The organism is Pseudomonas sp. St386 (assembly GCF_018325865.1).
Taxonomy (GTDB): Bacteria; Pseudomonadota; Gammaproteobacteria; order Pseudomonadales; family Pseudomonadaceae; genus Aquipseudomonas; species Aquipseudomonas brassicacearum.
In genome coordinates this window covers 2,833,086-2,858,319 of sequence record NZ_AP021900.1, presented here as the reverse complement: position 1 = coordinate 2,858,319, position 25,234 = coordinate 2,833,086, and the positions used below count along the sequence as shown (strand labels likewise).

The 25,234-nt window shown below is 61.9% G+C and carries 14 protein-coding genes; 9 read left to right on the top strand and 5 right to left on the bottom strand.

All coding sequences use genetic code 11. From position 1 onward, the window contains the following. Position 1: 1 nt before the first annotated feature. The 4 genes from KI235_RS12630 to KI235_RS12615 all read left to right on the top strand — a co-directional run bounded on the left by KI235_RS12630 (position 2) and on the right by KI235_RS12615 (position 13,259). The gene (locus KI235_RS12630) at positions 2-10,414 is read left to right on the top strand and encodes a hypothetical protein (RefSeq protein WP_212795768.1); all 10,413 of its coding nucleotides are present in this window, start codon (positions 2-4) and stop codon (positions 10,412-10,414) included. A 69-nt stretch (positions 10,415-10,483) separates the two neighbouring features. Continuing rightward, positions 10,484-10,993, top strand: a complete 510-nt coding sequence (locus KI235_RS12625) for a hypothetical protein (RefSeq protein ID WP_014337930.1) — start codon at positions 10,484-10,486, stop codon at positions 10,991-10,993. Beyond that, positions 10,984-11,982 (top strand): DegT/DnrJ/EryC1/StrS family aminotransferase, encoded by a 999-nt coding sequence (locus tag KI235_RS12620; RefSeq protein WP_060613765.1) that lies wholly within the window; start codon positions 10,984-10,986, stop codon positions 11,980-11,982. The genes KI235_RS12625 and KI235_RS12620 overlap by 10 nt, the downstream gene beginning before the upstream one ends. Continuing rightward, a complete protein-coding gene (locus tag KI235_RS12615; protein ID WP_043042604.1) occupies positions 11,979-13,259 on the top strand; it encodes a hypothetical protein in 1,281 nt (426 codons plus the stop codon). The genes KI235_RS12620 and KI235_RS12615 overlap by 4 nt, the downstream gene beginning before the upstream one ends. Here KI235_RS12615 and KI235_RS12610 read toward each other — a convergent pair. Further along, complete coding sequence (locus KI235_RS12610; RefSeq protein ID WP_043042603.1) at positions 13,246-15,207, bottom strand: methyl-accepting chemotaxis protein; 1,962 nt, start codon at positions 15,205-15,207, stop codon at positions 13,246-13,248. The genes KI235_RS12615 and KI235_RS12610 overlap by 14 nt on opposite strands. 172 nt (positions 15,208-15,379) lie before the next feature. Here KI235_RS12610 and KI235_RS12605 point away from each other — a divergent pair, with 172 nt between their 5' ends. The 3 genes from KI235_RS12605 to KI235_RS12595 are packed head-to-tail and all read left to right on the top strand — an operon-like array spanning position 15,380 to position 18,301. Beyond that, a complete protein-coding gene (locus tag KI235_RS12605) occupies positions 15,380-16,273 on the top strand; it encodes a MipA/OmpV family protein (protein ID WP_223522898.1) in 894 nt (297 codons plus the stop codon). Further along, on the top strand, positions 16,273-16,959 hold the full coding sequence (locus KI235_RS12600) for a response regulator transcription factor (RefSeq protein WP_003200730.1): 687 nt from the start codon (positions 16,273-16,275) through the stop codon (positions 16,957-16,959). The genes KI235_RS12605 and KI235_RS12600 overlap by 1 nt, the downstream gene beginning before the upstream one ends. Before the next feature lie 13 nt (positions 16,960-16,972). Then, positions 16,973-18,301 carry an ATP-binding protein gene (locus tag KI235_RS12595; protein WP_244864299.1) on the top strand — a complete coding sequence of 443 codons (1,329 nt, stop codon included), beginning with the start codon at positions 16,973-16,975 and terminating at the stop codon, positions 18,299-18,301. A 1-nt stretch (position 18,302) separates the two neighbouring features. Here the strand turns inward: KI235_RS12595 and KI235_RS12590 are convergent, their stop codons facing one another. The 3 genes from KI235_RS12590 to KI235_RS12580 form a co-directional block, all read right to left on the bottom strand. After that, a complete protein-coding gene (locus tag KI235_RS12590) occupies positions 18,303-18,788 on the bottom strand; it encodes an ester cyclase (RefSeq protein ID WP_032833219.1) in 486 nt (161 codons plus the stop codon). Between the two features lie 64 nt (positions 18,789-18,852). Next, complete coding sequence (locus KI235_RS12585; RefSeq protein ID WP_013693028.1) at positions 18,853-20,331, bottom strand: amino acid permease; 1,479 nt, start codon at positions 20,329-20,331, stop codon at positions 18,853-18,855. Positions 20,332-20,417: 86 nt separating this feature from the next. Then, the gene (locus KI235_RS12580) at positions 20,418-21,911 is read right to left on the bottom strand and encodes an aldehyde dehydrogenase (RefSeq protein WP_003200724.1); all 1,494 of its coding nucleotides are present in this window, start codon (positions 21,909-21,911) and stop codon (positions 20,418-20,420) included. Positions 21,912-22,147: 236 nt separating this feature from the next. On the opposite strand from KI235_RS12580, the gene KI235_RS12575 reads away from it, so the two are divergent. Together KI235_RS12575 and KI235_RS12570 are read left to right on the top strand one after the other, a co-directional pair. After that, positions 22,148-22,879, top strand: a complete 732-nt coding sequence (locus KI235_RS12575; protein WP_013693026.1) for an FCD domain-containing protein — start codon at positions 22,148-22,150, stop codon at positions 22,877-22,879. A 107-nt stretch (positions 22,880-22,986) separates the two neighbouring features. Further along, positions 22,987-23,730: a cache domain-containing protein gene (locus KI235_RS12570; RefSeq protein ID WP_003200720.1), complete on the top strand. Its 744-nt coding sequence runs from the start codon at positions 22,987-22,989 to the stop codon at positions 23,728-23,730. Positions 23,731-23,782: 52 nt separating this feature from the next. On the opposite strand, the gene KI235_RS12565 is transcribed toward KI235_RS12570, so the two are convergent. Further along, positions 23,783-25,039 carry an MFS transporter gene (locus KI235_RS12565; protein ID WP_003200719.1) on the bottom strand — a complete coding sequence of 419 codons (1,257 nt, stop codon included), beginning with the start codon at positions 25,037-25,039 and terminating at the stop codon, positions 23,783-23,785. Positions 25,040-25,234 lie beyond the last annotated feature (195 nt).

Genomic DNA, 25,234 nt, shown 5'->3' with positions numbered 1-25,234 from the left:
GATGGCCAACAACCCACTGAGCAATCTCGCCGCGGCACTGACTCGCGATGCCGGCGCGCCGATCCTCCTCACCCGTGACTACCTGATCGCAGGCCTGGCGGATGCCAGCGTCAGCGTTTCCACCAGTCTGGACAGCGACCTCAAGGCGGCCTTCCAATCGACTGTCGCCGGGTTGTCGATAAACCTGACAGCGCAAAGCGTGCAACCGCTGAACCCCACCAGTCAGACGTTCAAGGTCACCGGAGTCAGTGCACGTTTTCTGCAACAGGACGTCAAGCAAGGGCTGGTGCTGACCTTCGGCCTGCGGGGCAGCGTCGGCGCGCAGAGCCTGAGCCTGGAGATCGTCACCACGCCAGCCAGTTGGGGCTGGTCCGATCTGTCGACTTTTGCCACCGGCATCCCCTTCAAGTGGGCCGGGATCAGCAACGCGGTGTTCACCTTCAATGACAGCCTGGGCCCCTGCCAGGGCTTTGCCGCCAACCTGACACCGCCCAACCAGCTCAGCAACGCGGTCGCGGTGGTGCAGAACCTGGGGTTTCCGACCCTCGCCCTGCCTTTTACCGGCAGCATGGATTTCGCCAAGGTCGACGGGGTCGACATCTTCATGCCGACCACCACCCTGCAGGCACCGTTCCTCGGCCCGGACAGCGGCTTGAAACTGTTATACCTGAGCGTCGACGTGCCGGTTTTCGGGTTGATCATCGGCCCACCGGAACTACAGGACGGCGACGACCCGGCGGAGGCCTTCTACGACCAGCAGGTCAGCCTGTATTTCGGTCTCGACCTGAGCCTGACTGACCAACGAGGACAGTCCATCGACTACCAGATGCGTGCCTTGGCCCAGATCAACAATGGCAGCGCTTTCAATTTCTACCTCGGTCACAGCGACGACGGCAGTGCCCTGCTGACCCCGGCCACGATCATCGGCCTGCTGGACAACAACGGCAGTTTTTTCACCGGGACGCCACCGGTACTGCAGCAGTTTCTGTCAGGGATCGGCCTGCGCAGCCTCAGCCTCAGCGGCGCCACCAGCCCCAGCTTGGCCCTGAGCAGTGCCAGTGTGACCCTGGGTGCCGACCCGACGGTGATCAATATCGAGCACCCTTGGGTTCCCTTGCAGGACCCGACCAACCAGCTGGTTTTCGGCGTCACCGATTTCGAACTGGTGTGGGGCATCAATTTTCTGCCCAAGGGCAGTGCCCAGAGCTTTTTGTTCCAGACCCAGTTCCTGTTGCTACCCGAGGTGTTCAAAGGCAAGACCGTCGCAGAAAACGGCCTGTTCTTCGTCCAGTTCAACTCCGACCTCCAGTTGCTCGCACGCTTCGACGGCACAGCCAACCTCAACGACCTGATTGCCACGCTCACCCTGGACTTGATCCGCATTCCCAAGGGGTTTGTCGATGCGTCGCTGTCCGACGTCGGCCTGAGCCTTGACGTCGGCGCCAAAAGCTACGCCTTCAATGCCGGCTTCGAGCTGGACCTGAATCTGTTCACGCTCGGCGGCCAGCCAATACTCTCGGTCACCGACGGCCAGCTCTATATCAAGGCCACCACTCCCCCCAGTGCCAACGGCGTCGCCAATACCCCGCCGGTCACCACTTACCAGGCAGGCATCGGCGGACTGGTCGGCATCGGGCCGTACTTCGCCAACGTCAACGTCGACTATGACGGCACCCAGACCCCGGCCACCTGGAAAGTCGCCGCCCGACTGGCGCAACCGGTGGACGTGCAACAACTGGTAAGCCAGTTTCTCAGCTTCGGTGGTGCCTTCACATTCCCGGATTTCCTGCCCGGCACGCTGCTGGTCAACACCCTTGAGGTCGACGCCAGTCTCGCCACCGGCGCCACCCCGATCGACCGCTACACCGTCGCCGGCAGCCTGCGCTGGACCTTCAACCTGGGCCAGGCCTTCAGCGTCGACACCCTGGCAACCTTGAGCCTGAGCTATGACGCCAGCAAACCCGCCCAACAACAGTACAGTGGCAGCGCTACCACGCTATGGGATTTCAGTTTCCTCAACGACAGCGTGCTGTTGGGCTATAGCTTTGCCCCCGACAATCAGGGCAGCAACGCCCAGTTGAGCCTGTCCTGGGAAGGCCTGACGGCGATTTATCAGGTCGACAAAAAAACCCTTACCTTCACGTTGAAAAACTGGAGCCTGGGGCGTCTGATCCAGAAGCTCATGCAATCGCTGGGCGACCCCTACTTCACGCTCGATTCACCCTGGGACGTGCTCAACCAGATTTCCCTCGATGGCCTGTCGCTGATCATCAGCCTGGAAACCAGCAACGACAGCACGCCGACCATCGCCGCCAAATACACCCTGGCGAGCAAGATCGACCTGGGTTTCATGAGCATCGACGGCCTGGTATTCGAGCGCAAGAAGGTCGACGGCGTCGACAAGATCACCCTGGGTATCGACGGTTCCTCGGTGTTCAAAGGCAATAACCCCCAGGAACAACAGGACTGGAGCAACCTGCTGGATCCGCAGAAAGGCCAGCCCGTGGACAAGCTGCCTTCAGTTCCGGGCCAGGGTACGGACTACTTCAGCCTGCCGCTGCTGGTGCTCGGCCAACGCGTGGCCATCAGCGGCTACGACAGCTTCGCCAATACCAAAGCGGTGATCGACGCCTTGAAGAAGGTGCCTTCGACGACCGGTTCCAGCAACCCGCTGAACCCTGGCGACAGCGGTACCAAGGGCACGCCGTACTACAACCGCAACAGCGACTGGCTGATCGCCGGGCAACTGTTGCTGCTCAAGACCGGCAAGGACTGGACCGTCGATCTGATGCTGGTGTTCAACGACCCCAACCTCTACGGCCTGCGCCTGGCGCTGGCCGGGGAGAAAGCCAAGGCGCTGGGCAATCTGGTACTCGACATCCTCTACAAGAAAATCACCGACGATGTGGGCGTGTACCAGATCGAATGGACCTTTCCCGACAGCATCCGCAACCTGAACTTCGGCGCAGTGTCGATCGTGCTGCCGGAGATCGGGGTCAAGATCTACACCAACGGTGACTTCTTCATCGACATAGGCTTCCCCTACAACCTCGACTTCACTCGCTCGTTCTCGATTTCCGCGATCGTCTATGGAGTACCCGTGTTGGGCGCTGGTGGTTTCTACCTGGGCAAGCTGTCGTCGGTCACCGCGACCCAGGTACCGAAGACTACCCAGGGCACCTTCGACCCGGTGATCGTCTTCGGTTTGGGCCTGCAACTGGGGCTGGGCTACAACTTCGTCAAGGGGCCGCTCAAGGCCGGCTTCGCCCTGACGGTGTTCGGCATCCTGGAAGGCACTATCGCCGCCTTCCACGCCTATCGTCCGTCCACCGCACTGGTCACGGCCAACAGCAGCGTCCAGGACGACTACTACTTCAAAATCCAGGGCACGGTCGGGGTCATCGGCCTGCTCTACGGCAGTATCGATTTCGCCATTATCTCGGCGGCGGTCAATGTACGCATCACCCTGTCGCTCTCCCTGACCTACGAGAGCTACAAGCCAATTCCCATTGCCGCCCGCGCCACGGTGGAAGTCAGCGTCAAGGTCAAGATCGACCTGGGGCTGTTCAGTTTCAGCATCAGTTTTTCATTCCATGCCGACGTCTCGGCACGCTTCGAGATCAATGCCCTCAACAGCGGCCCGGCCCCCTGGGCCGAGCCGACCCTGCAGCTGGCTCGCCAGGCCCGGCATCTGCAACTCGCCAACCAACGACGGGCCACCACGCCCAAGGCAATGTCGGTGTCGCGCAGTACGACCAAACCGGTATTGAACCTGTACGCGACACCGCAATTCACCGTGATGTGCAACGAGGGTGTGAGCAGCTACAGCGGCCAGCTAGGTGCTTTCGTGTTCCTGTTGACCATGGACGCACCGTCCCCGACTCAACAGACACGGCAGACGGATGGCTCCAGCAGTTTCGAGCGCCTGTGCGCCGATTACCTGCCGTGGCTGATCGGCACCCTGGGTTCAGCCAGCAGCGACCAGGACACCCTGGCCGACATCCTCGGCACCTTGGTGGACAAGGCCCTGTTGGAAGTGGATATCGAACGCCTCGCCGACTTGGCCAATCCGCCGTTCGGCATCAGCGAGTTGTTGACGTTCCTGTCGTCCTTCGACGTCAGCATCACGTTGCCCGACGCCACCAACCAGGCGCAGATCAAGCAGGTGCTGGAAGCCGGTTCGGTGCTGTTCCCGGTCTTCGACGGCCTGTCCCTGGAGGTGCCCCTCGCGAACGCTGGTAGTACGACCTTGGACTTTCTCCAGTACGTGGGCACTAACAGCACCTACCGCAGCAACGTCGCGCAGTTGTTCAAGGAACTGGCGGCCGTGGTCACGGCCAAGGACGACAGCCACCCGCCGGCACTGCGGGCCACGGGCGATGACAACGAATCCATGGCCGCCGTGATTTTTACCGATGCTTTCATGGTCATCGGCCGACAGCTGTTGCAGGTCGCCCTCAATGCCTTTGACGACTACGCCTATGCCACGGCGAACGGCAACTCCATCAAACAGATCCTGCAATGGACCAATGACGCTCGTGGCAACAGCCTGACCCTGGACGATCTTGTCCGGCCCAACGCCGAGGTCGCCTTGACCGCTGGGCTGACCCTGGACATCCCGCTGTCCGCCTATACCCTGCAAAGCAGCGACACCCTGGCAACCGTCGCACGAGCCTGGTCCGACAGCGCCGCGCCGGCACGCTGGACGACCACCGCCCCGGGATTGATCCTGGCCAATGGCAACTCGACGGTGATCGCCGCCAATCAACTCATCAGCCTGTTGGTGGGCAACGACATTCACCAGTACACCACAGGCCCTGGGGAAACCTTCAACAGCCTGGCCAGGGCCCTGGGTGTCGACCTGCCAGTGCTGGCCCAGGACAGCGCGCTCTACGACATGGCCGGCCTGCTGCTGCCCGGCCAACCGTTGCTGCTGCCGACCCTGGCGTACCAGACCGCCGCCGGCGACAGCCTGAACAGCAGTGGCGCACGCTTTGGCGTGAGTGCCATGGCTCTGTTCAGCGACCCGCTGTCCGGCAACTTCAGTGTCGGGCCACTCTTCGCCACGCCGCAGATCACCCTGACAGCCCTCAATAGCCTCTTTACCGAGGACCTGTGGAGCGTGGTGGTGGGCACCGATCAACTGGCCCAATTGGCAGGCATGCTTTCGCGCTTCCTGGCCTATGGCCTGCGCCTGCCGTCGAACCCGGCGGGCATGGGTGGCCTGAGCCTGAGTGCGGAATTTCTCTACCCAAACAATCAGAGCGCCTACGGTCTCTACCAACTGACCGGCCAGCAGTTCCCCACGCCAACCGACCAGGTGCCCGGCACCGACTTCCCTATCAGCTTGAGCCGGGCCGCCAGCAGTCATGGCGTCGACTTGTCGTTCGTGCAGATCGCCGGCGGCAGCAACGGTTCGATGAACCTGAACCAGGCCTACAGCAACCTGTCCGTGGTGCTGGCCTACGCACAACAAGGCAAGTTCCAGCCGGCACCGAGCATCAGCCTGCTGCCGACGGTGGCCCGCAGCCCGAAAGACTATGCAGTGAAAAGCGTGTCCCTGTGGTCGACCGCCGACCTCCAGCAGTTGCGTGACCTCTGCCAGCCGGGCCTGCGTGCCTCAACCGAAGAGGCCCCCAGCGTCCAACCCATGCTCTGGTCCCTGCCGGATGGCCTGGTTCGCCTGATCAATCAGCGTGTGGGCAGTCTCGCCACGCAACTGCCCGATCTCTCGCAGCAACTGCCCTACTTGCTGGCCTTCACCCCCTGCGAAGTTTCAACCGACCCCGCGACCCTGGAAACCACCCACCGCGAAATAGCCTCCTACAGCTACGCGACCCGGGTCGACTTCACCATCAAGCGGCTGCCCCAGGCCGAGCCCGGCGTCATCGCCAGCAGTGGTAGCAGCGTGTCCTATACCTACCAACTGCTGGGTCCTTCGGCCACCGATGCACAGTTGCTGGAACGCCTGTTGAGCGCAGTCGACGAGTTGGGTACGTCAATCATCAGCGGCCAGTTCCTGCTGATGCCCCAAGGCAACGCCAAGGCCAGCAACCTGCTGAGTCAGGCCCAGAGCGACTTCCTCGCGTTCCTGACCCAGACCAACCTGTCGACCGAGACCAACCCGCCACCCGACTTGATGACCCCACGCATGGCCGACGACGCCGGGCCGCGCGGTATCCTCAATCCGCCCCAGGAGGTGGTGAAACTGCTCTGGGAACTGTCCACCGTCCGTTCGGGCGGCTACTACCTGAGCTATTACGACGTGATCGCCAGCAGCGGGTTGCCCGACGGAATTTTCGACGACAGTGGCACCGCGACCCTGACCCTGGTGGTGACCTATCCGAGGGAGGCCCTGCTAGGCCGCCTGTGCAACTTCATCAACGCCTTTGTCACGACCGATACGGTGATCCAGCAAGGCAGCCACATGACCCTGCGCTCGGCGAGCACCGTCAACCCCAGCCAGCCGACCCGCGTCAGCGACAGCCTGGAAAGCCTGGCGACGTTCTACGGTATCGGCGCCGGGCGCATTGCCGAACTCAATCCGGGCGCGACATTGACCACCCACGCACAGGTGCCGATCGACGGCATCATTCACTTGGTGACACCGGCCGATTCCAGCGCTGGCAATGGCCAGCCCGCGGCCATCCTCGACAACCTGGCCCGCTACTACTCGGTGGGGGCATTGCAACCGCTCACCGCTGCGCAGATCGCGGCCCTCAACCCCGGCGTCAGCGCCGCCAGCAGCGTGGCGCTGTTCATCCCGGCGCTGGTCTATCTCGTCGATGGCAGCCTTGCCCCGGGCAACAGCCTGCAGTCCCTGGCCGACTACTACAACCTCGATCTCGATGCACTGGCGGTCGGCGCCGAGCGGGTACCCGGACTGCTGGTCAGCGGCAGTACATTGACCCTCGATACCCGGACCTTCGACTTGCAAGCGGTGTTCAACCAAGGCAATGCCGCCTTCAGTGTCCTGCGCGACAACCCGCCACCGGTGGACTCACCGAGCGTGGACCCGGACGGCTATGCCAGTGCCTACCTGTACAACCTTTACTCGGTGCTGTCCGCCGGCATCGACGGCTCGCCCTGGTTCAGCGCCAGCGACCTGGCCCTGCCCTTCGGCCCACAGCGGCCGGACAGCGGGGCGGATGAACTCGAGGCGCAAATCCATCGCCGAGCAATGCGCAACCCGCAAAGCCGGCGCGAGGCCCTCGATGCCCTGGCCGACGAAAGCCAGTACAACTATCAGCAAACCCTCGGCCTGGCCCGGCGCGCCACCAGCAACGCCGCCCCGCAACCGACGAACCCAGGCCTACCGGCCGCCGCCGACAACCCCTATCGAGGCGTGGGCAGCTTCGCCCAGGTCAACCTCTCCTGGCTGGACATCTTCGGCAACATCACGGTGACGCCCTTCCAGCAACCGCCGGCTGGCTACAGTGGCAGCCTCAACCATCCACCGCTGCCGTTACGCTACAACGATCGCCTGATTGCCCTGTCGGCCTGGCCCAATACCCGCAGCTTCTACACCTATGAAGCCGCTGCCGGTGGCGCGCAACTGGTCATCAGCCTGAGCCTGGACACCTCCAGCTACGACCCGGCCAGCGGCGGTGACATCAAGGTCCAGGCCGGCAAGGACCTGGAAATGTTCAGCCTGATCTACTACCAGTTGAACCAGTCCTACCAGGGCTTGAACCTGCCCTGGTGCCAGGGCCGCGCCGTCAGCGTGGAACTGGTCAACAGCCTGTTCGCCCAGCCACTGAGCCGGCTCGACGACAGTCAATCGCAACCGTTGCTGGACTACATCAACGGGGTGATTCTGTACCTCGGGCAAGTGGTCCTGGGCGCCACTGCTACACCGCCGGCCACCGTGCGCTTGTGCCTGGCGGTGGATATCGATAGCCTCGCGCCCGGCTCGATCCTGCCCCTGAGCCTGACCCTCAGCCTGCGTCGGGTCTCGACCCTGGTCGCGCCGGATGTCGCCGGCCTGGAGGGCGGCGTCGCGGTCACCAGCACTCTGCTGCCAGTCCCCGACCCACAGGCGGCCAGCACCAGCGGCTACAACTTGTTCGCCGCGACCTTCGAGGCGCTGTTCCAGCGCTCCGGCGCCTGGTTGACACGGGTCGGCAGCGGCACCGCAGATCCCGGCAGCACACCGGACGGACGCAGCCAGACCCTGTGGGCCGCCCGCTTCGCCCTGCAGGATGGCGCGGTCGGCATTCGCTACCGCATCGATCCGGCCCCGGGCTACTTCGCGGCCCGACCGATCGCCAACAGCCTGACCTCGGACAGCGTGCAGATCGCCCCCACCTACCGGCCGGACCAGCCATTCCCTGGCAATGACCTGGCGACACTAAACCTCACCGGCGTCGACCAGAACCTCTGGTTCGAGACAGCCCTCAAGGCCATCGACGGCTTCCTGTCGCCAACCTATGCCCCCTCGGTGTTCCTGCTCGACACCTTGCTCGGCAGCAAGGACCCGCTCAAGGACGGCAATCTCGGCAAGATCCTCAGCGCCAAGCAGACCCTGGCTGACGATATCGCCTCCACCATAGAACCGGTGCTGTCGACAGGTCCGCAAGATGGAGAGACACGGGCCGCGGCGGGCGAAAAACTGCGTCAGACCTTGCTCAACCAGCTGTACTCGGCCTATAGCACCACCGCCATCGTCGGCTTCTCCGTACAAGGCAACGCGACCGACCAGACGTTGTCGCTGTATGGCCAGCCGACCGTTTCAGGCTCCAGCCAGTCCACGCCCGGCACCGGGAACAACAACTACGCCTTTGGCAGCGGCCGCATCGGCCTGCAGGCATCGGCCGGCGAAAGCGCCCTGGCGTTTGTCTTCAATTCCCGCAACGAGGCGGCAAGAAGCTACGTGCCGCTGGAGCTGGAATTGCAGATCAGTCACCTGGAACACGACATGCGCAGTGTCCCAGGGATCAGCGGCTACACCCAATCGAACTGGATTTCCCTGATCGGCGGGCCATTGCGAATCCCCTTGGCTGGAGGGCAGACCATGAACCTGCCGGTGCTGCTGCGGGCCTTGCCTGAACCGCCGACGATCCAGGGCCAGACAGCGACAGCCTGGGTACAGCCGCCGCAAAGTGCCTCGGACCTGAGCAAGTGGACCTACGCTTTCGAATCGCTGTTCCGCGGTACCGCCCAGGACAGCCTCAACGTCGCCATAGCCCTGAACACCCCAACGCTCGACGGTGCGCTGCGCAGCACCGGCAAAAGCCTGGTCACCGCATTGGCCCAGTTCGTCACCGTCTACCCGAGCATCGAGGTGGCCATGCAGCAAAGCCTCACCGGGATCGATGTCAGCCAACCGACCGAGCTGCAAATCGCTGAGGCCCAGCATGCGGTGGCGGCCTTCGTGTACATCGTCCAGGAGGTCACCGATGCCTACCATGCCTGGGCCAGTCCGATCCTGAGCAAAACTGCGTTTGTGCCCCCCCAGGCCCTGACCTGCGCTTTCAGCCAGGTGCTCGCCCCGGTGACGGTCGCTGGGCAAGAGGTGGCCGAGACCCTGCTGCTGGACGTGACCATCAACGATGTGGCGGCCAGCTACGATCCAGGCACCGGACGAATCAGCGCCACCCTGGCGCAATTGGGCGAAGTCAGCCTGCCGGCCCCACGGGTGGAAATAGATCCGACGCAATACGAGGCGGTGAGCGTCGTCGATCCGGACAATCCCGGGTTGATCGCCTACCGCTATCAGCTCAAGGACGTCCTGCCAGTCCAATGGCTCGATTACGAGCAAGCGCTGCTGGTCAACGAGCGTCGCACCAGCCTGCCGGCCCTCAATGTGTTCGATCATCAGGACGCCTGGGCTTCGCTGTCGGTGGAGCGCAACCGCATCCTGTTCCCCGCCGCGGACATTGGCACCCTGCAGACCAACCCGCTGTTTCGTTTTTCCACCCCGATCGTGCGCTTTGCCGACAGCATCAGCCCCCATATCACCCAAGGCAGTTTCTCCCTGGACACTCTGACAGTGGCGAATGCCAGCCTGGACGATTACCTGAAGGTGTTTTTTGCAGCCCTGGGTTCGGGCAGCAACGGCACCACGGTGCAGGTGGGCATGGAGGGGCGCTACAGCTACGACATCGCCGGCCAGGGCGTTGTCGCGCGCACCGTGCTGCCGGCCGCGCTGATGTTGCCAGTGGCCACGTCGCTGAACAGCCCGCCGGCCTTTACCAACGCCTTCAGCCAGGCCATCGATCGCTGGCGCCTGGCCGAACAGGTCACGGTCCAAGGCAACGCCCGGGTCGACCTGACCCTGCGCGCCTTCAGCGCCGACGACCCCGCCCAACTGGCACTGGGTGCATTGGCCTCGGACAACCAGCCGCCATTGCTGAGCATCGAAAATCTTTGGGTATCGGCCAGCAAGGTTCCCCCGGGACAAGGAGGTCTATGAGACGAAAACGCACCGCGCACGGTTGATGACATTGACAGGCCTTAACTCAAACATATTGGAGTACACCTTATGAACGGACACACCAATCCCTCCTTTGCCGAAGCGACGCCATTGGGGGCGTCTGACGTGCAATTCATCAATGACCTGCATGAGCTGCTAGAGCGCCATGGCAACCTTGATCGCTTCGGACTCTGCCTGCTGCATGATCACTTCGCGGTTGCCGACGACGAGATTCTCCTTGAGTGCAACGATCACGATGCCCGCACCTTGCACCTGGATGTGGTCAAGCGTGCGACCCTGCCAGAAAGCAAGTTCACCAGCTGGCGCATTGGCGGGTCCCGGGCCGAGGCGTTGACCGCGTGCGCCATGGACAAGTGCAAGGTCGAAGCCTTGACGGCTTGTGCCATGGACAAGTGCAAGGTCGAAGCCCTGACCGCGTGCGCCATGGACCACTGCAAAGTCGAAGCCTTGACGGCTTGTGCCATGGACAAGTGCAAGGTCGAGGCCCTGACTGCGTGCGCCGATGACCACTGCAAGGTCCAGGCGCTGACCGCCTGCGCCATGGACAAATGCAAGTAACGCCAGCCCCTGCAGATGGCCAGTGGCGGGCACGGGAAGCCGACAGGCTCCCGTGCTCGTCCTGGCTCGCACAGTTTTACGCGCGCAGTCACGGTGCCTTGGTTGGCAGCGGCACCGCCGCGCTGGAACTGGCGCTACGGCAATTGGGCGCCACGTCCGACTGGCGAGTGGCGGTTCCGGCGGCGACCTGTCATCAAGTGGTGGCGGCTGTCCTCAATACCGGCGCGGTGCCGGTCATCATTGAAAACGGTGCCGAGTTACTGCTCAGCAGCGCCGCCCTGGAGCGCCATAAAAACAGCCTGGATGCGGTGATTGCCGTTCATCAATACGGTTTGCCTTGCAATATCCCGGCCCTGCGTCGACAGCTGGGGCCCCGGATGCCAATCATCGAAGACAGCGCCGGCGCCTGGGATCTCAATCGCCCTGGCGCTTCACGGGTGGTGACCTCCCTGGGAAGCGGGAAACCACTGGATATCGGCGGTGGCGGAGCACTGTTCGGTGACACCCCGGTGGATGCCGATATCGATGTGTGGTCGCCAGGCCAACGTTCGCGGACACGCCCGGCGTCAAGCCCGCCCCTGTCGATCCATGCCCTGCCCGCCCTGGTGCAGGCCGTCACAGCGGCCCAGGCACGAACCCAACGGCTGCGGCAGCAGGTGCCCGAGTTACTGGTGCGGTTGCGTCAATATGGCCTGGACCCTTGGGTCAGCCAAGACACGTTGGCGCCAAGCTGGCAGTTCATCCCGATCCGCACCCGCGATGCCCGGGTGTTCGAACACCTGCGCTACAGCCCCCATGCCGATCGCCTCGGCGTCTGTGCCCCAGCCGCCCATGCGTTGCGGGAATTGCCCATGCTTGGCACTCGTGCAGAGGTGGCCCAAGGGCCGAAGCCCACCTTGGACCTGCACCGCAACTGGATACTGCTCGATCCCCAGGCCGCCCTCGATCATCCGCAGCATCTGGCAGCCTGGGCCGGAGACCTTCGATGAATTCATCCGTCCATGATCTGGCCCAGCCCTTCAACATCGGCCCAAGGGTGCAGCACCTTGCGGACTACGCCGACAGTGGCCAGGCGCTGATCGAAGAACAACTGCTGGGGGTGGCCAACGCCCGGGTCCTGCTCGCCAACTACGCAGCGATTCGGGCCGACTTTGGTGCTCTCTGGGGATCGTGCGCAGACACGTCCGGGCACGCCGAGATCGACCGTTGGCTGCTACACAATGCGGCCTTTATCTCCAGCAGCCAAGCCGCAGCGCAAGGCATCAGCACGCCGATTTCCCTCGACGGTCGCCGCATGCCGGCCTGGCGTCCGCCCCGTTATGGCAGGGCCGCGGTGCTTTGCTTGCCTTCCAGCGACAAGGTGCTCTTCGACGTCAAAGGCATCGGTGTACCACCGGATGAAGCCCCCGTGCTTCCTCATTCCAACGGTTTGTTGACCCTGGCAGAAGCTGTGCATGAAGTGCTGATGGAACACCTGGTATTGGCGGCCATGACTCATGCAAAAGAGGCAATCACGCCGCTGCCGACCTATGCGGTTATTGACCTGGGTTTCGATGCCTTGTGGCATGACGGTCGACCACCTGAACCCGCCGTGCTGTTATTGCGCCGACCTTGCACCCGCCCGCGCTGCCAGTGGCAACGTTACTGGCAAGGGGCCGAACTGGCGGGGGCCTTGATGCAGACCGAACTGCTGCTCAGGCGTTACGGCCTGACTGCCAGCAGCTGCGGCGCGGTGCGTTTTCAGGTCAGCCATGAGAACGGGAAACTGCAGGTGGAACGCGACGGCGCAACACTCAAGGTCAGCAACCAGGTGACCAAGACACTGGAACAGATACTGGCGAACAACCAAGGCAAGCCGCTGGTGATCGACGGCGTCAATGTGCAATTGGCCGGGCAGTCCAGCGCCGCCCCACTGCAGCTGCAGATCATGGACTTCGGTCGCTATCGTTTTGCCGAGCACTTCGACCATCACTTGTACGCCTGGATCGACGCCGACTACCAGAGTCTCAATGGCCTCCACCTGGCGCCAGACCACCCGCATTACATCCAGCCAGACCCGCTGCTCAGCCTGGCAAAGATCGTCGAAGGGACTGCTTTCGCCGCCCTCCAACAACACCTTCGAGACTTTCGCCAGAAGCCCGGGGCCGATGAGCTGTGCCAGGCTTTGCGCGCCGTCCTGACGGACGCCTGCCGGAGCTTGCATTCAGCTCCCCGACGCCGTCAAAAAGGCACAGCATTTGTGATACCGGACACTAAGCCACCTTGAAGCGACTGACCAACTGTTGCTGGTACTCGGCCAGGCGCGCGAGTTCCTGGCTGGTGATTGCCGTCTGCTCGGCACCGGCGCTCACCTGGATTACCAGATCATTGATCTCGTTCACATTGCGATTGATGTCCTCGGACACCGCGCTCTGCTCTTCAGCAGCGGAGGCGATCTGAATGTTGCGGTCGCTGATCGTCGCCACGCCTTCGGCGATCTCCACCAACAACTCGCCCGCTCGCTCGACTTTGCTCGCGCCATCCTGGGCCTTGCCCAAGGTCTGCTGCATGGACAGGGCCGCACGATCGGAGCCGGCCTGCAGGTTGCTGATCATCTGTTGAATGTTGCCCGTGGACTCTTGGGTCTTTTGCGCCAGGGTGCGCACCTCGGACGCGACCACTGCAAACCCGCGACCATGGTCACCAGCTCGCGCCGCTTCGATGGCCGCATTGAGCGCAAGCAGATTGGTCTGTTCGGCAATGCCGCGAATCACGTCGAGCACCGAGGAAATGGCGTCGCTTTCCAGCTTGAGATCACCAATGATCCCCGCGGTCTCTTCGGCTTGCGCGGACAATTGGCGAATCAAGCCGATGGTACTTTCGATCTCCACCCGACCTTGAGCCGTACTGATATTGACCTGTTGCGACATGTGCGCAGCGTCGTTGGTACTTTGCGCCACCTCGCGCACCGTGGCGCTCATCTGATTGATCGCGGTGGCCACCAGCTCAGTGCCTTGGCGCTGCTGCTCGACACTCTCACTGGTCTGGACCGTCACCGTGGAAGACTCTTGCGCCGCGGTTGCCACTTGCGCCGTGGCATTGCCGATTTCCTGCACGACCCCGCTGATCTCTTGCGCCATGCGGTTGAGGTTTCGCGAGATCTGGCCGAACTCATCCCGGCCGTCATAGGTGGCCCTGGCAGTGAGATCACGCTGGGCCAAGTCATTCAGGACGCGGTTCACATCGCGCACCGCCGAATCGATCATGCGGATGATCACATACGACAGCACCGTCACCGCAAGCAATGCCACGACGACCGCGCCAATGGTCAGCCACAATGCACGGCTTGCTTCATCGCGCTCATGTGTCGCCAGGCGACTGACGCTTTCACCCAGGGCTTGTTCCACCTGGCTCATCATGTCGATGCGTTGAGTGGAGAGTTCAAACCAGGCCTCGGGCTTGATGCCCAGCGGCTGCCCCAATGGCACCTCGAATGCCAGGCGTTGCAACTTGTCGACTGCAACCGCAGCGGGTTTCAGCATTTGATCAGTCAGTTGTTGAAGTAATCCTGGCTGGGCCTTGCGACGGAACCCGTCGGAATAAGCGGAGAACTCGCCGAGATTGCGGCTAAAGCGTGACAATAACGTCTCATCGAAATGGTCCTGGCTGAACACCAGACCGAGTACCACCCGTTCACGTCCGGCCCGCTCTTTCATCTCGATAAACTGATTAAGGGCACCGAGCGCATGGACAATGGTGGCGTTGTTGATCGTTGCTTCCAGAGAGTGGGTGTAACCCATGAGCGTTTGAATGATCTCGGTATAACGAACACCCGACTCGGTGCTGCTAATACTCAACTTATCAACTTGCCCGCGAATGGTGGGCAACGCGTCCAATGCCCGCAGGACATTGTCCAATTGCGTGCTTCCCGACGCAGACAATCGGCGCACCACCTCGACCGAGGTATTGGCATCCTGGCGCGCCTGGGACATCCGTTCACCCATGGACTTGCCGCCACTGCCCAGGAAGACCCCACTGGCTCCGCGCTCGCGCTGCAATACGGTAATCAGTTGACTCAACTTCTGCGCCGTGGCGCTGGCAGTCACCGTGGTGTTCATATCGCGTAGTGTCTTGTAGTTATCCACTACAAAGACCCCGGCCAAGGTGAGAAACCCCAATAAGGGAAGTAGCAGTATCAATAAAAGTTTCAGACGCAGCGGTGCATTCCTGAGCATTTCCGTTCAAGCCTCATTTCATACTGAATTAGTGATGCGTGAACTTATTGTAAAACCGCTGTTATACACGCTGATCCTGAACGATCTTAACGCAATACCAAATGGCCATCACGCCTGATATTGCACTGCTTGGCACTTATATCCACCCGGGGGGCTGGAATTTGTATTTGCCTTGATCAAGATCAAGCATTCGACAAATAACGGTAAGTATTCGGTAAGAGAAAGTTCTCGACGATGGGCGTGCATTCATCCTGTCCTGTTGGAGAACTCAATGCCTTTGCGCTTAGCCGTTTCGACAATCCCGAGTGTGTTCCTGCTCGCCGTGGCCATTTCAGCAATGGCCGCACAGGCGGCCGAGTCTGACAACGCCGAACCGTCTTCGTCCTGGGGACTGGGGGTCGGCGCATTAAGCAGCCAGCAGCCCTATACCGGCATCGATCGTGACAACAAGGCGATACCGCTGATCTACTTCGAGAACGAATACCTATGGGTGTTCGGCCCAAACGCCGAGGTCAAGCTGTCACAACTCGAGATCGGCGACACCCAGCAAATCGATTTCAGCCTCATGGGCCAGTACGACTTCAGTGGCTACGACGCTGACGACGCGCGGGTCTTCGATGGCATGAGCGACCGCAAAAGCAGCTTCTGGGCGGGGGCCAAAGTGGAGTGGCACACCGGTCTGGTGGACGTGCGCGCCGAGTGGCTGTCGGAGGTGTCGGGCAACAGCAAGGGGCAGCGCTTCAACGTGGGCCTGGAGCGGACCTGGCGGGTCGGCGAACACATCACGCTCACACCCCAAGTCACGGCGATGTGGCAGGACAAAAAATACGTCGATTATTATTTTGGCGTGCGCGACAGTGAGGCCCGCATCGATCGTGCGGCCTATGATGGCAAGTCTGCCCTCAATACCGAATTTGGCGTCCGGGGAAACTACATGTTCGATAAACACCACGCCCTGTTCCTCGATATCAAAGCGACGAGCCTCGCCAGTGAGATCAAGGACAGCCCGCTGGTAGACAGCTCTACCGAAAACAGCGCGCTGTTCGGCTACCTGTACCGCTTCTGATGAGCCGAATTCTGCTGGTCGAGGACCACGAACGATTGGCGCACCTGGTCTGCACAGGCCTGGCGAATGCGGGGATCGCCGTCGATGTGATCAACCGCATGGATGGCGCGTGGTCGGCCATCCAGCGTGTGCCCTACCAGGCGCTGATCCTCGATCGCGGGTTGCCGGACGGCGACGGGCTCGTCCTGTTGAAGCGTCTGCGCAGCGCCGGGCTAGGCATCCCGTGCCTGGTGCTCACGGCGCGGGATGCCCTGCATGATCGGGTACAGGGGCTCGATGCCGGCGCGGATGACTATCTGCCCAAGCCCTTTGCCATGGATGAAATGGTCGCGCGCGTGCGAGCGTTGCTGCGACGCCCCGTGGACTGTCGCCCACTGGCGCCCAGCCATGGCGACCTGAGCCTGCAACCCGACACCGGCAGCATGTGGTGTGCCAATGAAAGCATTGCTCTGGCGCCAGCGGAAATGCAGATCATGTTGCTGCTGTTGCGCAAACCTGGGGAGATCGTCCGCCGTCAGACGATAGAGGCAGCAGGCTGGGGCTTGAGCGAGGCGGTCACGCCGAACGCCCTGGACGTGGCCCTTCACCGTATCCGCCGCAAGCTGCTTGCCATCGGTTCCCGCCAACGCATTGTCAACTTGCGAGGTCTTGGTTATGCGCTGCGCCAGGTCGACGTGGCTGAGTAGCCTCAGATTCAAAGTGTTGCTGGCCTATATTGCTGGCGTGGCGCTGAGCATCCTGCTGATCGTATTGACGGCGCTGGCCCTGGTCACCTCCCAGAGCGACATCCTGCTGGTCATGAACATGGCCGAACGCACCCAGGAGCTGGCGGAGAAACTCCAGTTCGATCCTGCCGGCCGCCCGGTCGGATTCGATCGCAGCGAGGCCGATCGAATCTGGACCTATGAAAGCATGCCGCAAGACATCGGATACCGCGTGCTGGACGCCTCGGCAAATGTGGTCCTGACGTCCACCGAAGCAACCTTCTGGCCTGCAAGCACCGCGGTGCGTCCTTCAGAGCACGAACCGTTCAAGTTCGAGCGCCAGGGCATCCTGATGTATGGCGCCACCGCGCCGGTCGAACACGACGGCAAGACCTGGTTCCTGCAACTTGCCGTCAGCGAACGGCTGATGGACCTCTTCCATGGTGCATTCGCGTTGCCATTCATGGGCGCCGGTATCGTCCTGTTCAGCCTGGTGCTGCTCTTCGTCTTTGCCGCCTGTGCCTATATCACCCTGGGCTATACGCTCAGACCCTTGCGCGAGGTGTCCGAGTCGGCCGCGGCCATTTCGCCTCGTTCCCTGCATTCACGCTTGCAGGTCACCAGCGTACCGTCCGAAGTCGTGCCACTGGTGGACAGTTTCAATCGGGCCCTCCAGCGCCTGGAACATGGCTACCGGACCCAACAGGAGTTTCTAGCAACCGCGGCCCACGAGCTCAAGACACCGCTGGCGCTGATACGCGCGCAAATCGAATTGATGGAGGACAGCCACGATCGCAACGCGTTGCTCAACGATGTCGCTCACATGACCCGTCAAGTCCAGCAACTGCTGCTCCTGACCGAAGCCAGTGAGGCCCGGAACTACCAGTTTGCCGAGGTCGAACTGGCCGATGTCGCGAGGGAAGCCAGCAACTATTTGCAGCGCATGGCCGAAGCCGCAGACGTGCGCTTGGTGCTGGCGCAGAACGCTGCCTCTGCTGACCCATGGCAGGCGGATCGCAGCGCCCTCTTCACCTTGTTGAAGAACCTGCTGGAAAACGCCATCCAACACGCCCCTCGGGGCACAGAGGTTCGAGTGGACATCGGCGCGGATCACCTGAGCGTACGAGACTGGGGCCCCGGGGTGGAGCGGGAGCAACTGCCACACCTGTTCATTCGCTTCTGGCGCGGGGCCCATCGCCGCGACCATGGCGCCGGCCTGGGCTTGACGATCTGCCAGGAAATCGCCCAGGCCCACGGCTGGACGCTCTCGGCCAGGAGAGCCGAGCCTGGTTTGTTGCTACAGCTCTCGCGGCGGGAACATTGATCTACCAGCCGAGCTGCTTGTTGAAACCCAGGGCGTCATAGTAGTCGTGCTGCGTGATAATCTTGCCCTCCTTGAGCCGGATGAAACTCACCCCCTTGAAGCTAAGGGGGCGCTGGGTGGCCGGCGTCTCGGTGCTCCAAGGCCCGGTATTGTGTCCCTTGAATTCCCATTCGAAGGCAATGCTTTCACCGTTGACGATCGGCTCGCCCAGCATCGTCCATTGCAGATCCGGCACTGCGTGCATGAACACTTCGATCACCTGGGTCTTGGCATTTTCCCGGCCGACCTGCGGTGTCCCCACCGAGGCGTCGAGGAACTCGCCGTCCTCGGTGAAGTACTTCGCCGCAGCCTCCGCATCGCGAGCGTTCCAAGCTTTCATATAGTCATGGATCACACCCAGGGTATCGTTTTGACTGGCTGCCAGAACCCCATGGCTGGCCAGAATCAGGAGCAACCCAAACAGCATCGAATGGATTCGAGACGTCATAGCGTTCACCCTTTTATCATCAGAGGATTTGCCTGCCGCGCCCGGCGGCAGGCCGTCATGTCGCTTAGGTTTTTTTCCAGGCATCGGAAGCCGGGGCGGTACCTTTCTCGTAGGGGCGAAACAGGACCATGTAGACGAGGCCGACGAAGATCACGATGGCGCCAACCAACACGATGCCGTAGTTCACATACCACGGCGCGTCTGGCATACGCGGCCAGGACATATTGACGATGGCGAACAAGCCATAGCAGAGCGCAGCGATGTTCACCGGCCAGCCCCAACGTCCCAAGGTGAACTGGCCATTGGGTGTCCAGCCCCGGAGACGGGCGTACATCACACCCCCGACGATCATCTGGAATGCCAGGTAGATACCGATGGCGGCAAAACTCACCACCAGCGCGATGGCGTTCTGAAGATAGAAACCGACACACACGATGATCGCCGGCAGCACCCCGCAGACCATCAGGGCGGCGGTCGGCACATGGGTAGCCGGGGAGATTTTCTTCAGCACGCCACTGCCCATGAGCATCTCGTCTCGGGCGTAGGCATACAACAAGCGGCTGGCGGATGCCTGCAAGCTCAGCACACAGGAAACGAACGAAACCGTGATCACCGCCATGACCACCCGCGACATGACCGGACCGAACGCCGCGCCGAATATCGTGGCCATGGGGTCCTTGTCCTGGCCGGAAACAACGGCGGCAATATCAGGCACGGCCAGGATCAAGGCCAGGGCGGCAAAGATCGACGCGGCACCGCCGATCCAGATCGTCATTCGCATGGCCTTGGGGACTTGGCGGCTGGGATTGGGCGTTTCCTCGGCCACATCGCCGCACGCTTCAAAACCGTAGTAAAGGAACATCCCGGCCAGTGATGCGGCCAGGAAGGCCGGCCAGTACTCCCCATCGATGGAGATATCGAACGTGTCGAACAACACGCTCAAGGGCTGGTGGCGCTCAAAAATCAGCAAATAGCCGCCGATCAACAACGCCCCGACCAGCTCACACAGAAAGCCGAACATAGCCACCCGCGCCAGCAGCTTGGTGCCGCTCAGGTTCAAGACCGTCGCAGTAGCGGTCAGGACCAGCGCGACCAAGGTATTGGTGACCGGCGACGGCTCGAAACCCAGCAGGTTGGCAATGTAGGGACCGGCGCCCAGAGCTACGGCAGCAATGGTCACGCACAGGGAGATGGCGTAGATCCAGCCGACCATCCAGGCCCACTTTTTCCCCACCAGGCGACGGGCCCACGGATAGACACCGCCGGAGATGGGATATTGGGACACCACTTCGCAAAAAATCAGGCACACCAGCATTTGCCCGAACCCCACCAGCAGGTAGGACCAGAACATGGGCGGCCCGCCCGTTGCCAGGCACAGGCCGAACAATGTGTAGACGCCGACTACCGGTGATAGGTAGGTGAACCCGAGGGCAAAGTTCTGCCACAGGCTCATGCTACGTTCGAAACTCGAGGTGTACCCGAGGGCACGGAGTTGCTCCGCGTCCTGGTCCACGGCTGCCGTGGAGCTTATTGAGCTGTTCATTGCGCCATCCTTCAAAAAGGAATTCGTTGAGTAAGCGTCAAGCAGGCAGAACCATTCCACCCGTAACGTGGTTCACCAGAAATGCCTCAGAGCTGTATCCAGGTGGCCTTGATCTCGGTGTATTTATCGAAGGCATGCAGGGATTTGTCGCGGCCATTACCGGACTGCTTGTAGCCACCGAACGGCGCCATCATGTCGCCGCCGTCATACAGGTTGACCCAGACACTTCCGGCGCGAAGTGCGCGGGCCATGGTGTGGGCGCGCGACAGATTGGCCGTCCAGACGGCTGCAGCCAGCCCGTAAGGCGTGTCGTTGGCGATGCGCACCGCATCCTCGGCTTCGTCGAATTCGATCACCGACAGCACTGGGCCGAAAATCTCTTCCCGGGCAATTGTCATCGAGTTGCTGACATTGTCGAACAGTGTCGGCTCCACGTAGCTGCCGCCGGTTTCCTCCAATGCCACGCGCCCTCCCAGCAACAACTGGGCGCCTTGATCCTGTCCTTGCCGAATGTGTTGCAACACCCCTTCCAGGTGGCGCGCGTCCACCAGCGCACCGACATTGGTGTCGGGATCCAGCGGATGGCCTGGCTTCCAGCCTTTTAAAGCCTCGACCACCATCGGCACGAAGTGCGCCTTGATGGAAGCCTGGACGAGCAAACGTGAACCGGCGGTGCACACCTCGCCCTGGTTGAAAGCAATGGCGGCCGCTGCCGCTTCGGCGGCTGCCTGTAGATCTGGGGCATCTGCGAAGACAATGTTCGGACTCTTCCCCCCCGCCTCCAGCCAAACCCGCTTCATGTTCGACTCGCCCGCATACACGAGAAGTTGCTTGGCCACTCGGGTGGAACCGGTAAACGCCAGCGCATCAACGTCACCGTGCAAGGCCAGGGCCTTGCCCACCGTGTGTCCATGGCCTGGCAGCACATTGAGCACACCGACCGGCAACCCTGCTTCCAGGGCAAGCTGTGCGATACGAATAGCCGTCAGCGGCGAACGCTCTGAAGGCTTGAGAATCACCGAGTTGCCGGTCGCCAATGCCGGCCCCAATTTCCACGAAGCCATCATCAACGGGAAATTCCACGGCACGATGGCAGCGACCACCCCGACCGGCTCCCGCGTCACCAGCCCGAGCTGATCTACCGCCGTCGCGGCCACCTCATCGTAGATCTTGTCGATGGCCTCCCCGCACCAGCGAATGCTATCGATGGCGCCAGGCAGGTCGACCGCCAGCGAGTCGGCGATCGGTTTGCCCATGTCCAGCGTTTCCAGCAGTGCCAGCTCTTCGGCGTGAGACTGCAAGAGGTCGGAAAAACGCAGCATGACCGCCTTGCGCATTGCCGGTGCCTGACGCGACCAAACGCCGGAGTCGAATGCCGCCCGGGCGCTGGTCACGGCCAGCTCGGCGTCCGCGGCATCGCAACTTGCAACCAGGCCCAACAATCGCCCGTCCACAGGACTCACGCATTCAAAGGTAGCGCCTGAACTGGCAGGCCTGTATCGCCCGTCGATAAAGGCACGGCCCTCGATGTCCAGCGCCTTGGCTCTGGCTTCCCACTCTGCTCGGGTCAAGTGACTCATGATTGAAGTGCTCCTGGGTTCGGATGAATGCGATCTCGGCTCGCTTAAACATATGGAACCATATCTTTTAGTTCATGAGAACCCCAGGAAAACCAAATTCAGCCAGGTTTTTTTGACTTAAACGCCTTTTCATCCCTAGAATTCCGCGCCAGTGGCCCCTGAAAATGCCTTTGAACTATGAAATAGAATTTTTTTGAGTCCAGGCGTCGACGACGCCGCCAATGAATGAAACGACCATGAGCCCTACATCAAGCCTCATACGCCTCAGTCAGGAAGGGAAAACGGAATCCGTCACCCGCCGCCTGGTTGAAATGATTGACCTGGGGTTGCTGGTCGAAGGTGAACAGCTCCCCAGCGAAAGTACCCTGGCCACCCAACTCGGCGTCGCCACGGTCACCCTGCGCGATGCGTTGGCTGCCTTGCGAGAGCGCGGGGTCATCGAAACCCGGCGTGGACGCAACGGCGGCAGCTTTATCTGCGCCGCCCCACAAACCACCGATCAGGCGTTGTTCGATCAATTGCGTGAAATGAGCACGCTTGAATTGCGTGACCTGGCCGACGAGCACGCAGCCATTTCAGGCGCCGCCGCCCGCTTGGCAGCCCAACGCGCCGGCCCTGAGCAACATGCGCGGCTGGGTGGCTACATCGATGCGCTGGCCAAGGCACAAGAACGTCTGGAGCGCCGACGTGCCGACGCCAGGTTCCACATCGAAATTGCCGTGGCGTCGCAGTCGGTACGGCTGACCCACAGCGAGGCCCGCTTGCAGGCGGAACTGGGGGAGTTGTTATGGTTGCCATTTGATGAGCAACCGGATCCCCAAGTGATCGAGCGGGAACACCGGGCGATTCTGGAGGCCATCATTGCGAACGATGCCAATCTGGCGGGGGCACTGGCCGAAGCCCATGTTGCTCGCGGCGTCCGGCGTTTGACCGCCATACGCTTGCAGCAGATGGCGCAAGATGCCTGATGACTGGAACAGAACTTGCTCAACAACTGACTCCAAACACCGCCCGACAGCCTGTCCGTGTCGCCAGCAAACACCGCACTGTCCCTTCCGAGGCATGAGTTAGAGCCATGGATAACGAAATTTCAGCAAATGGGTTATCCCAATGCGCAACGTTGATCAACGCTTCCATTGGTAACGTCTTCAAGGGTCTCAACGACCTGGGCGCCCAGGTATCGAGCATTTGGGAACGGCAACGGTGCAAGACCAGGCGCCCCAATCAACGCGACCTCAAGCCATTGTTGGGTGGCGTCCGGCAGATCCTTGACTCCGAGAGTCTCAAGTTTCATGGCGCTGGCGTGGTTTTCGCCCCTGGTGAGCTGGAAGATTGCGAGATGCACCTGCAGTGGTGGTGCCGGACCCAGAACGAACAAGTCCAGCCTTTGCAGCTGAATCTCGATAGCCGCAGCGATCGTTTCTACGATTACCTGCACATGCCTTGGTACACCCGTCCGCAGCAGACTCGCCAGCCCTCCATAGACGGGCCTTTTGTCGACTTGTATGGCACCGAGCAGTACATCGTTGCCTTCTCCGTGCCGATTTTTTTCGATGATCGCTTCATTGGCGTTGCCGCCGCCGACATCTCCCTGCACTCGTTGGAACCCTTGCTCGTGCGCAGCCTGATGAGAGTCAGCAATGAAGCGCTGTTGCTCAATGCCGAAGGTCGAGTATTGGCAGCTAATACGGCGAGCTGGTTGGCCGGTGATTTGATACGAGGCGTGCTGAACCAGGACATGGACCAAGGGCGCGTTTTGAGCCTCATCGACACCTCGTCCTATTGGAGCGTCGTGGAACGGCCGGTACCCAGGCTCTGATTGCCGGTCGCCATCGCGAGCAAGCTCGCTCACACATAGGTGATACGCAGGCTCAAGCGACCCCGCCGTCAGCGACCGTAAGCGTGCCGGGCTGTGGGGCGCGGCTGTGCATGAAAGTTTCGGGCATCGCCAGCAACAGACCAAATGCCAACGCAGCAATCGCCGCCAGGGTCAGGAACGCCGCGCTGTAGCCAGCCCCCTGCACCACAAAGCCGGCCAGGCTGTTACTCAACGCCGCGCCGAACCCGAACACCGTCGACAGCACCCCGAGGCTGACGTTGAAACGCCCGGTGCCCTGGGTCAGGTCCTTGACCACCAGTGGAAACAGCGCGCCAAACAGCCCGGCACCGATCCCATCGAGCAACTGCACCGCCACCAACCAATAGGGGTCATCCGAGAGCACGTACAACACCCCTCGAATGGGCAGGATCAGGAAGCCGGCCAGCAACAACGGCTTGCGTCCCCAGGCATCGGCCTTGACGCCGACCAGCCACGCCATGGGTACCATGACCAGTTGCGCCGCGACGATACAGGCCGACGTCAGCGGCGTGGCCAGGTGGGCATTGGCCTGGGCGAGTTTCTGGCTGACCAGCGGGAGCATCGCCGCGTTCGCCAGGTGAAACAGCCCGCAGCAAATGGCGAACAACAGCAGCGTGCGGTTATCCAGCAACACGCGCAGCGCCGAGGGCGTCGGGCCCTGCACCGACTGACCGGCCTCCAGGCCCCGGGCCACGTCATGGTCGATGGCCTCGGCGGACACGCAACTGACCGCCACGATGCTGGCCAATGCCATCGCGGCCATCAGGTAGAACACCGCAATGGGACCGAACAGCCAGGCGAACCCACCCGCCAGCAGCGCTGCGCAGGCATTGCCCGCGTGGTTGAATGTCTCGTTGCGCCCAGTACGCCGCGTAAAGGCCCGGACGCCGGTAATGCCCAGGGAGATGGCCGCAATGGCCGGCGCGAAGACCGACGCCGCCACGGCGCCGAGCGCCTGGGTCAGCGCCACCAGGCCGAAGGAAGACGTGAACGGTAGCACCAGGCAACCCAGCGTCACCATCAAGGCAGCCACGGCCACCACGGCACGTTTGCTGCGCACCCGGTCGATCAGCGCTCCGGCGGGCGCCTGGGCGACGAGCCCGGCCATAGCGGCCACCGTCATCACCACGCCAATGCTGGCAGGGTCCCAGCGATGCACCGCCAGCAGGTAGATCGCCAGGTAAGGACCCAGCCCATCGCGTACATCCGCGAGGAAAAAATTCAGGCCATCCAGGGAAAGCTTGTTACGTCGGTCTCGGTTGCGATCCATAGCGGCCTCGACGGGCATTGCCCCAAAGAAAATTGCCGCCATGATGTCGCAAAGAATCGAACCGGGCCACCGTGATGAGCGCGGGCCCCTTTCCCTGTGGGAGCGAGCTTGCTCGCGATGGCGGACCATCAGCCAACGATGATGCTGGATCTGACACCGTCATCGCGAGCAAGCTCGCTCCCACATGGGGTGTTG

Bases quoted from the DNA above. Each gene is read 5' to 3' on its own strand.
- KI235_RS12565 (WP_003200719.1), bottom strand. From the start codon at position 25,039: ATGGATCGCAACCGAGACCGACGTAACAAGCTTTCCCTGGATGGCCTG.
- KI235_RS12615 (WP_043042604.1), top strand. From the start codon at position 11,979: ATGAATTCATCCGTCCATGATCTGGCCCAGCCCTTCAACATCGGCCCA.
- KI235_RS12575 (WP_013693026.1), top strand. From the start codon at position 22,148: ATGAGCCCTACATCAAGCCTCATACGCCTCAGTCAGGAAGGGAAAACG.
- KI235_RS12625 (WP_014337930.1), top strand. From the start codon at position 10,484: ATGAACGGACACACCAATCCCTCCTTTGCCGAAGCGACGCCATTGGGG.
- KI235_RS12600 (WP_003200730.1), top strand. From the start codon at position 16,273: ATGAGCCGAATTCTGCTGGTCGAGGACCACGAACGATTGGCGCACCTG.
- KI235_RS12590 (WP_032833219.1), bottom strand. From the start codon at position 18,788: ATGACGTCTCGAATCCATTCGATGCTGTTTGGGTTGCTCCTGATTCTG.
- KI235_RS12620 (WP_060613765.1), top strand. From the start codon at position 10,984: ATGCAAGTAACGCCAGCCCCTGCAGATGGCCAGTGGCGGGCACGGGAA.
- KI235_RS12580 (WP_003200724.1), bottom strand. From the start codon at position 21,911: ATGAGTCACTTGACCCGAGCAGAGTGGGAAGCCAGAGCCAAGGCGCTG.
- KI235_RS12630 (WP_212795768.1), top strand. From the start codon at position 2: ATGGCCAACAACCCACTGAGCAATCTCGCCGCGGCACTGACTCGCGAT.
- KI235_RS12585 (WP_013693028.1), bottom strand. From the start codon at position 20,331: ATGAACAGCTCAATAAGCTCCACGGCAGCCGTGGACCAGGACGCGGAG.
- KI235_RS12570 (WP_003200720.1), top strand. From the start codon at position 22,987: ATGGATAACGAAATTTCAGCAAATGGGTTATCCCAATGCGCAACGTTG.
- KI235_RS12610 (WP_043042603.1), bottom strand. From the start codon at position 15,207: ATGCTCAGGAATGCACCGCTGCGTCTGAAACTTTTATTGATACTGCTA.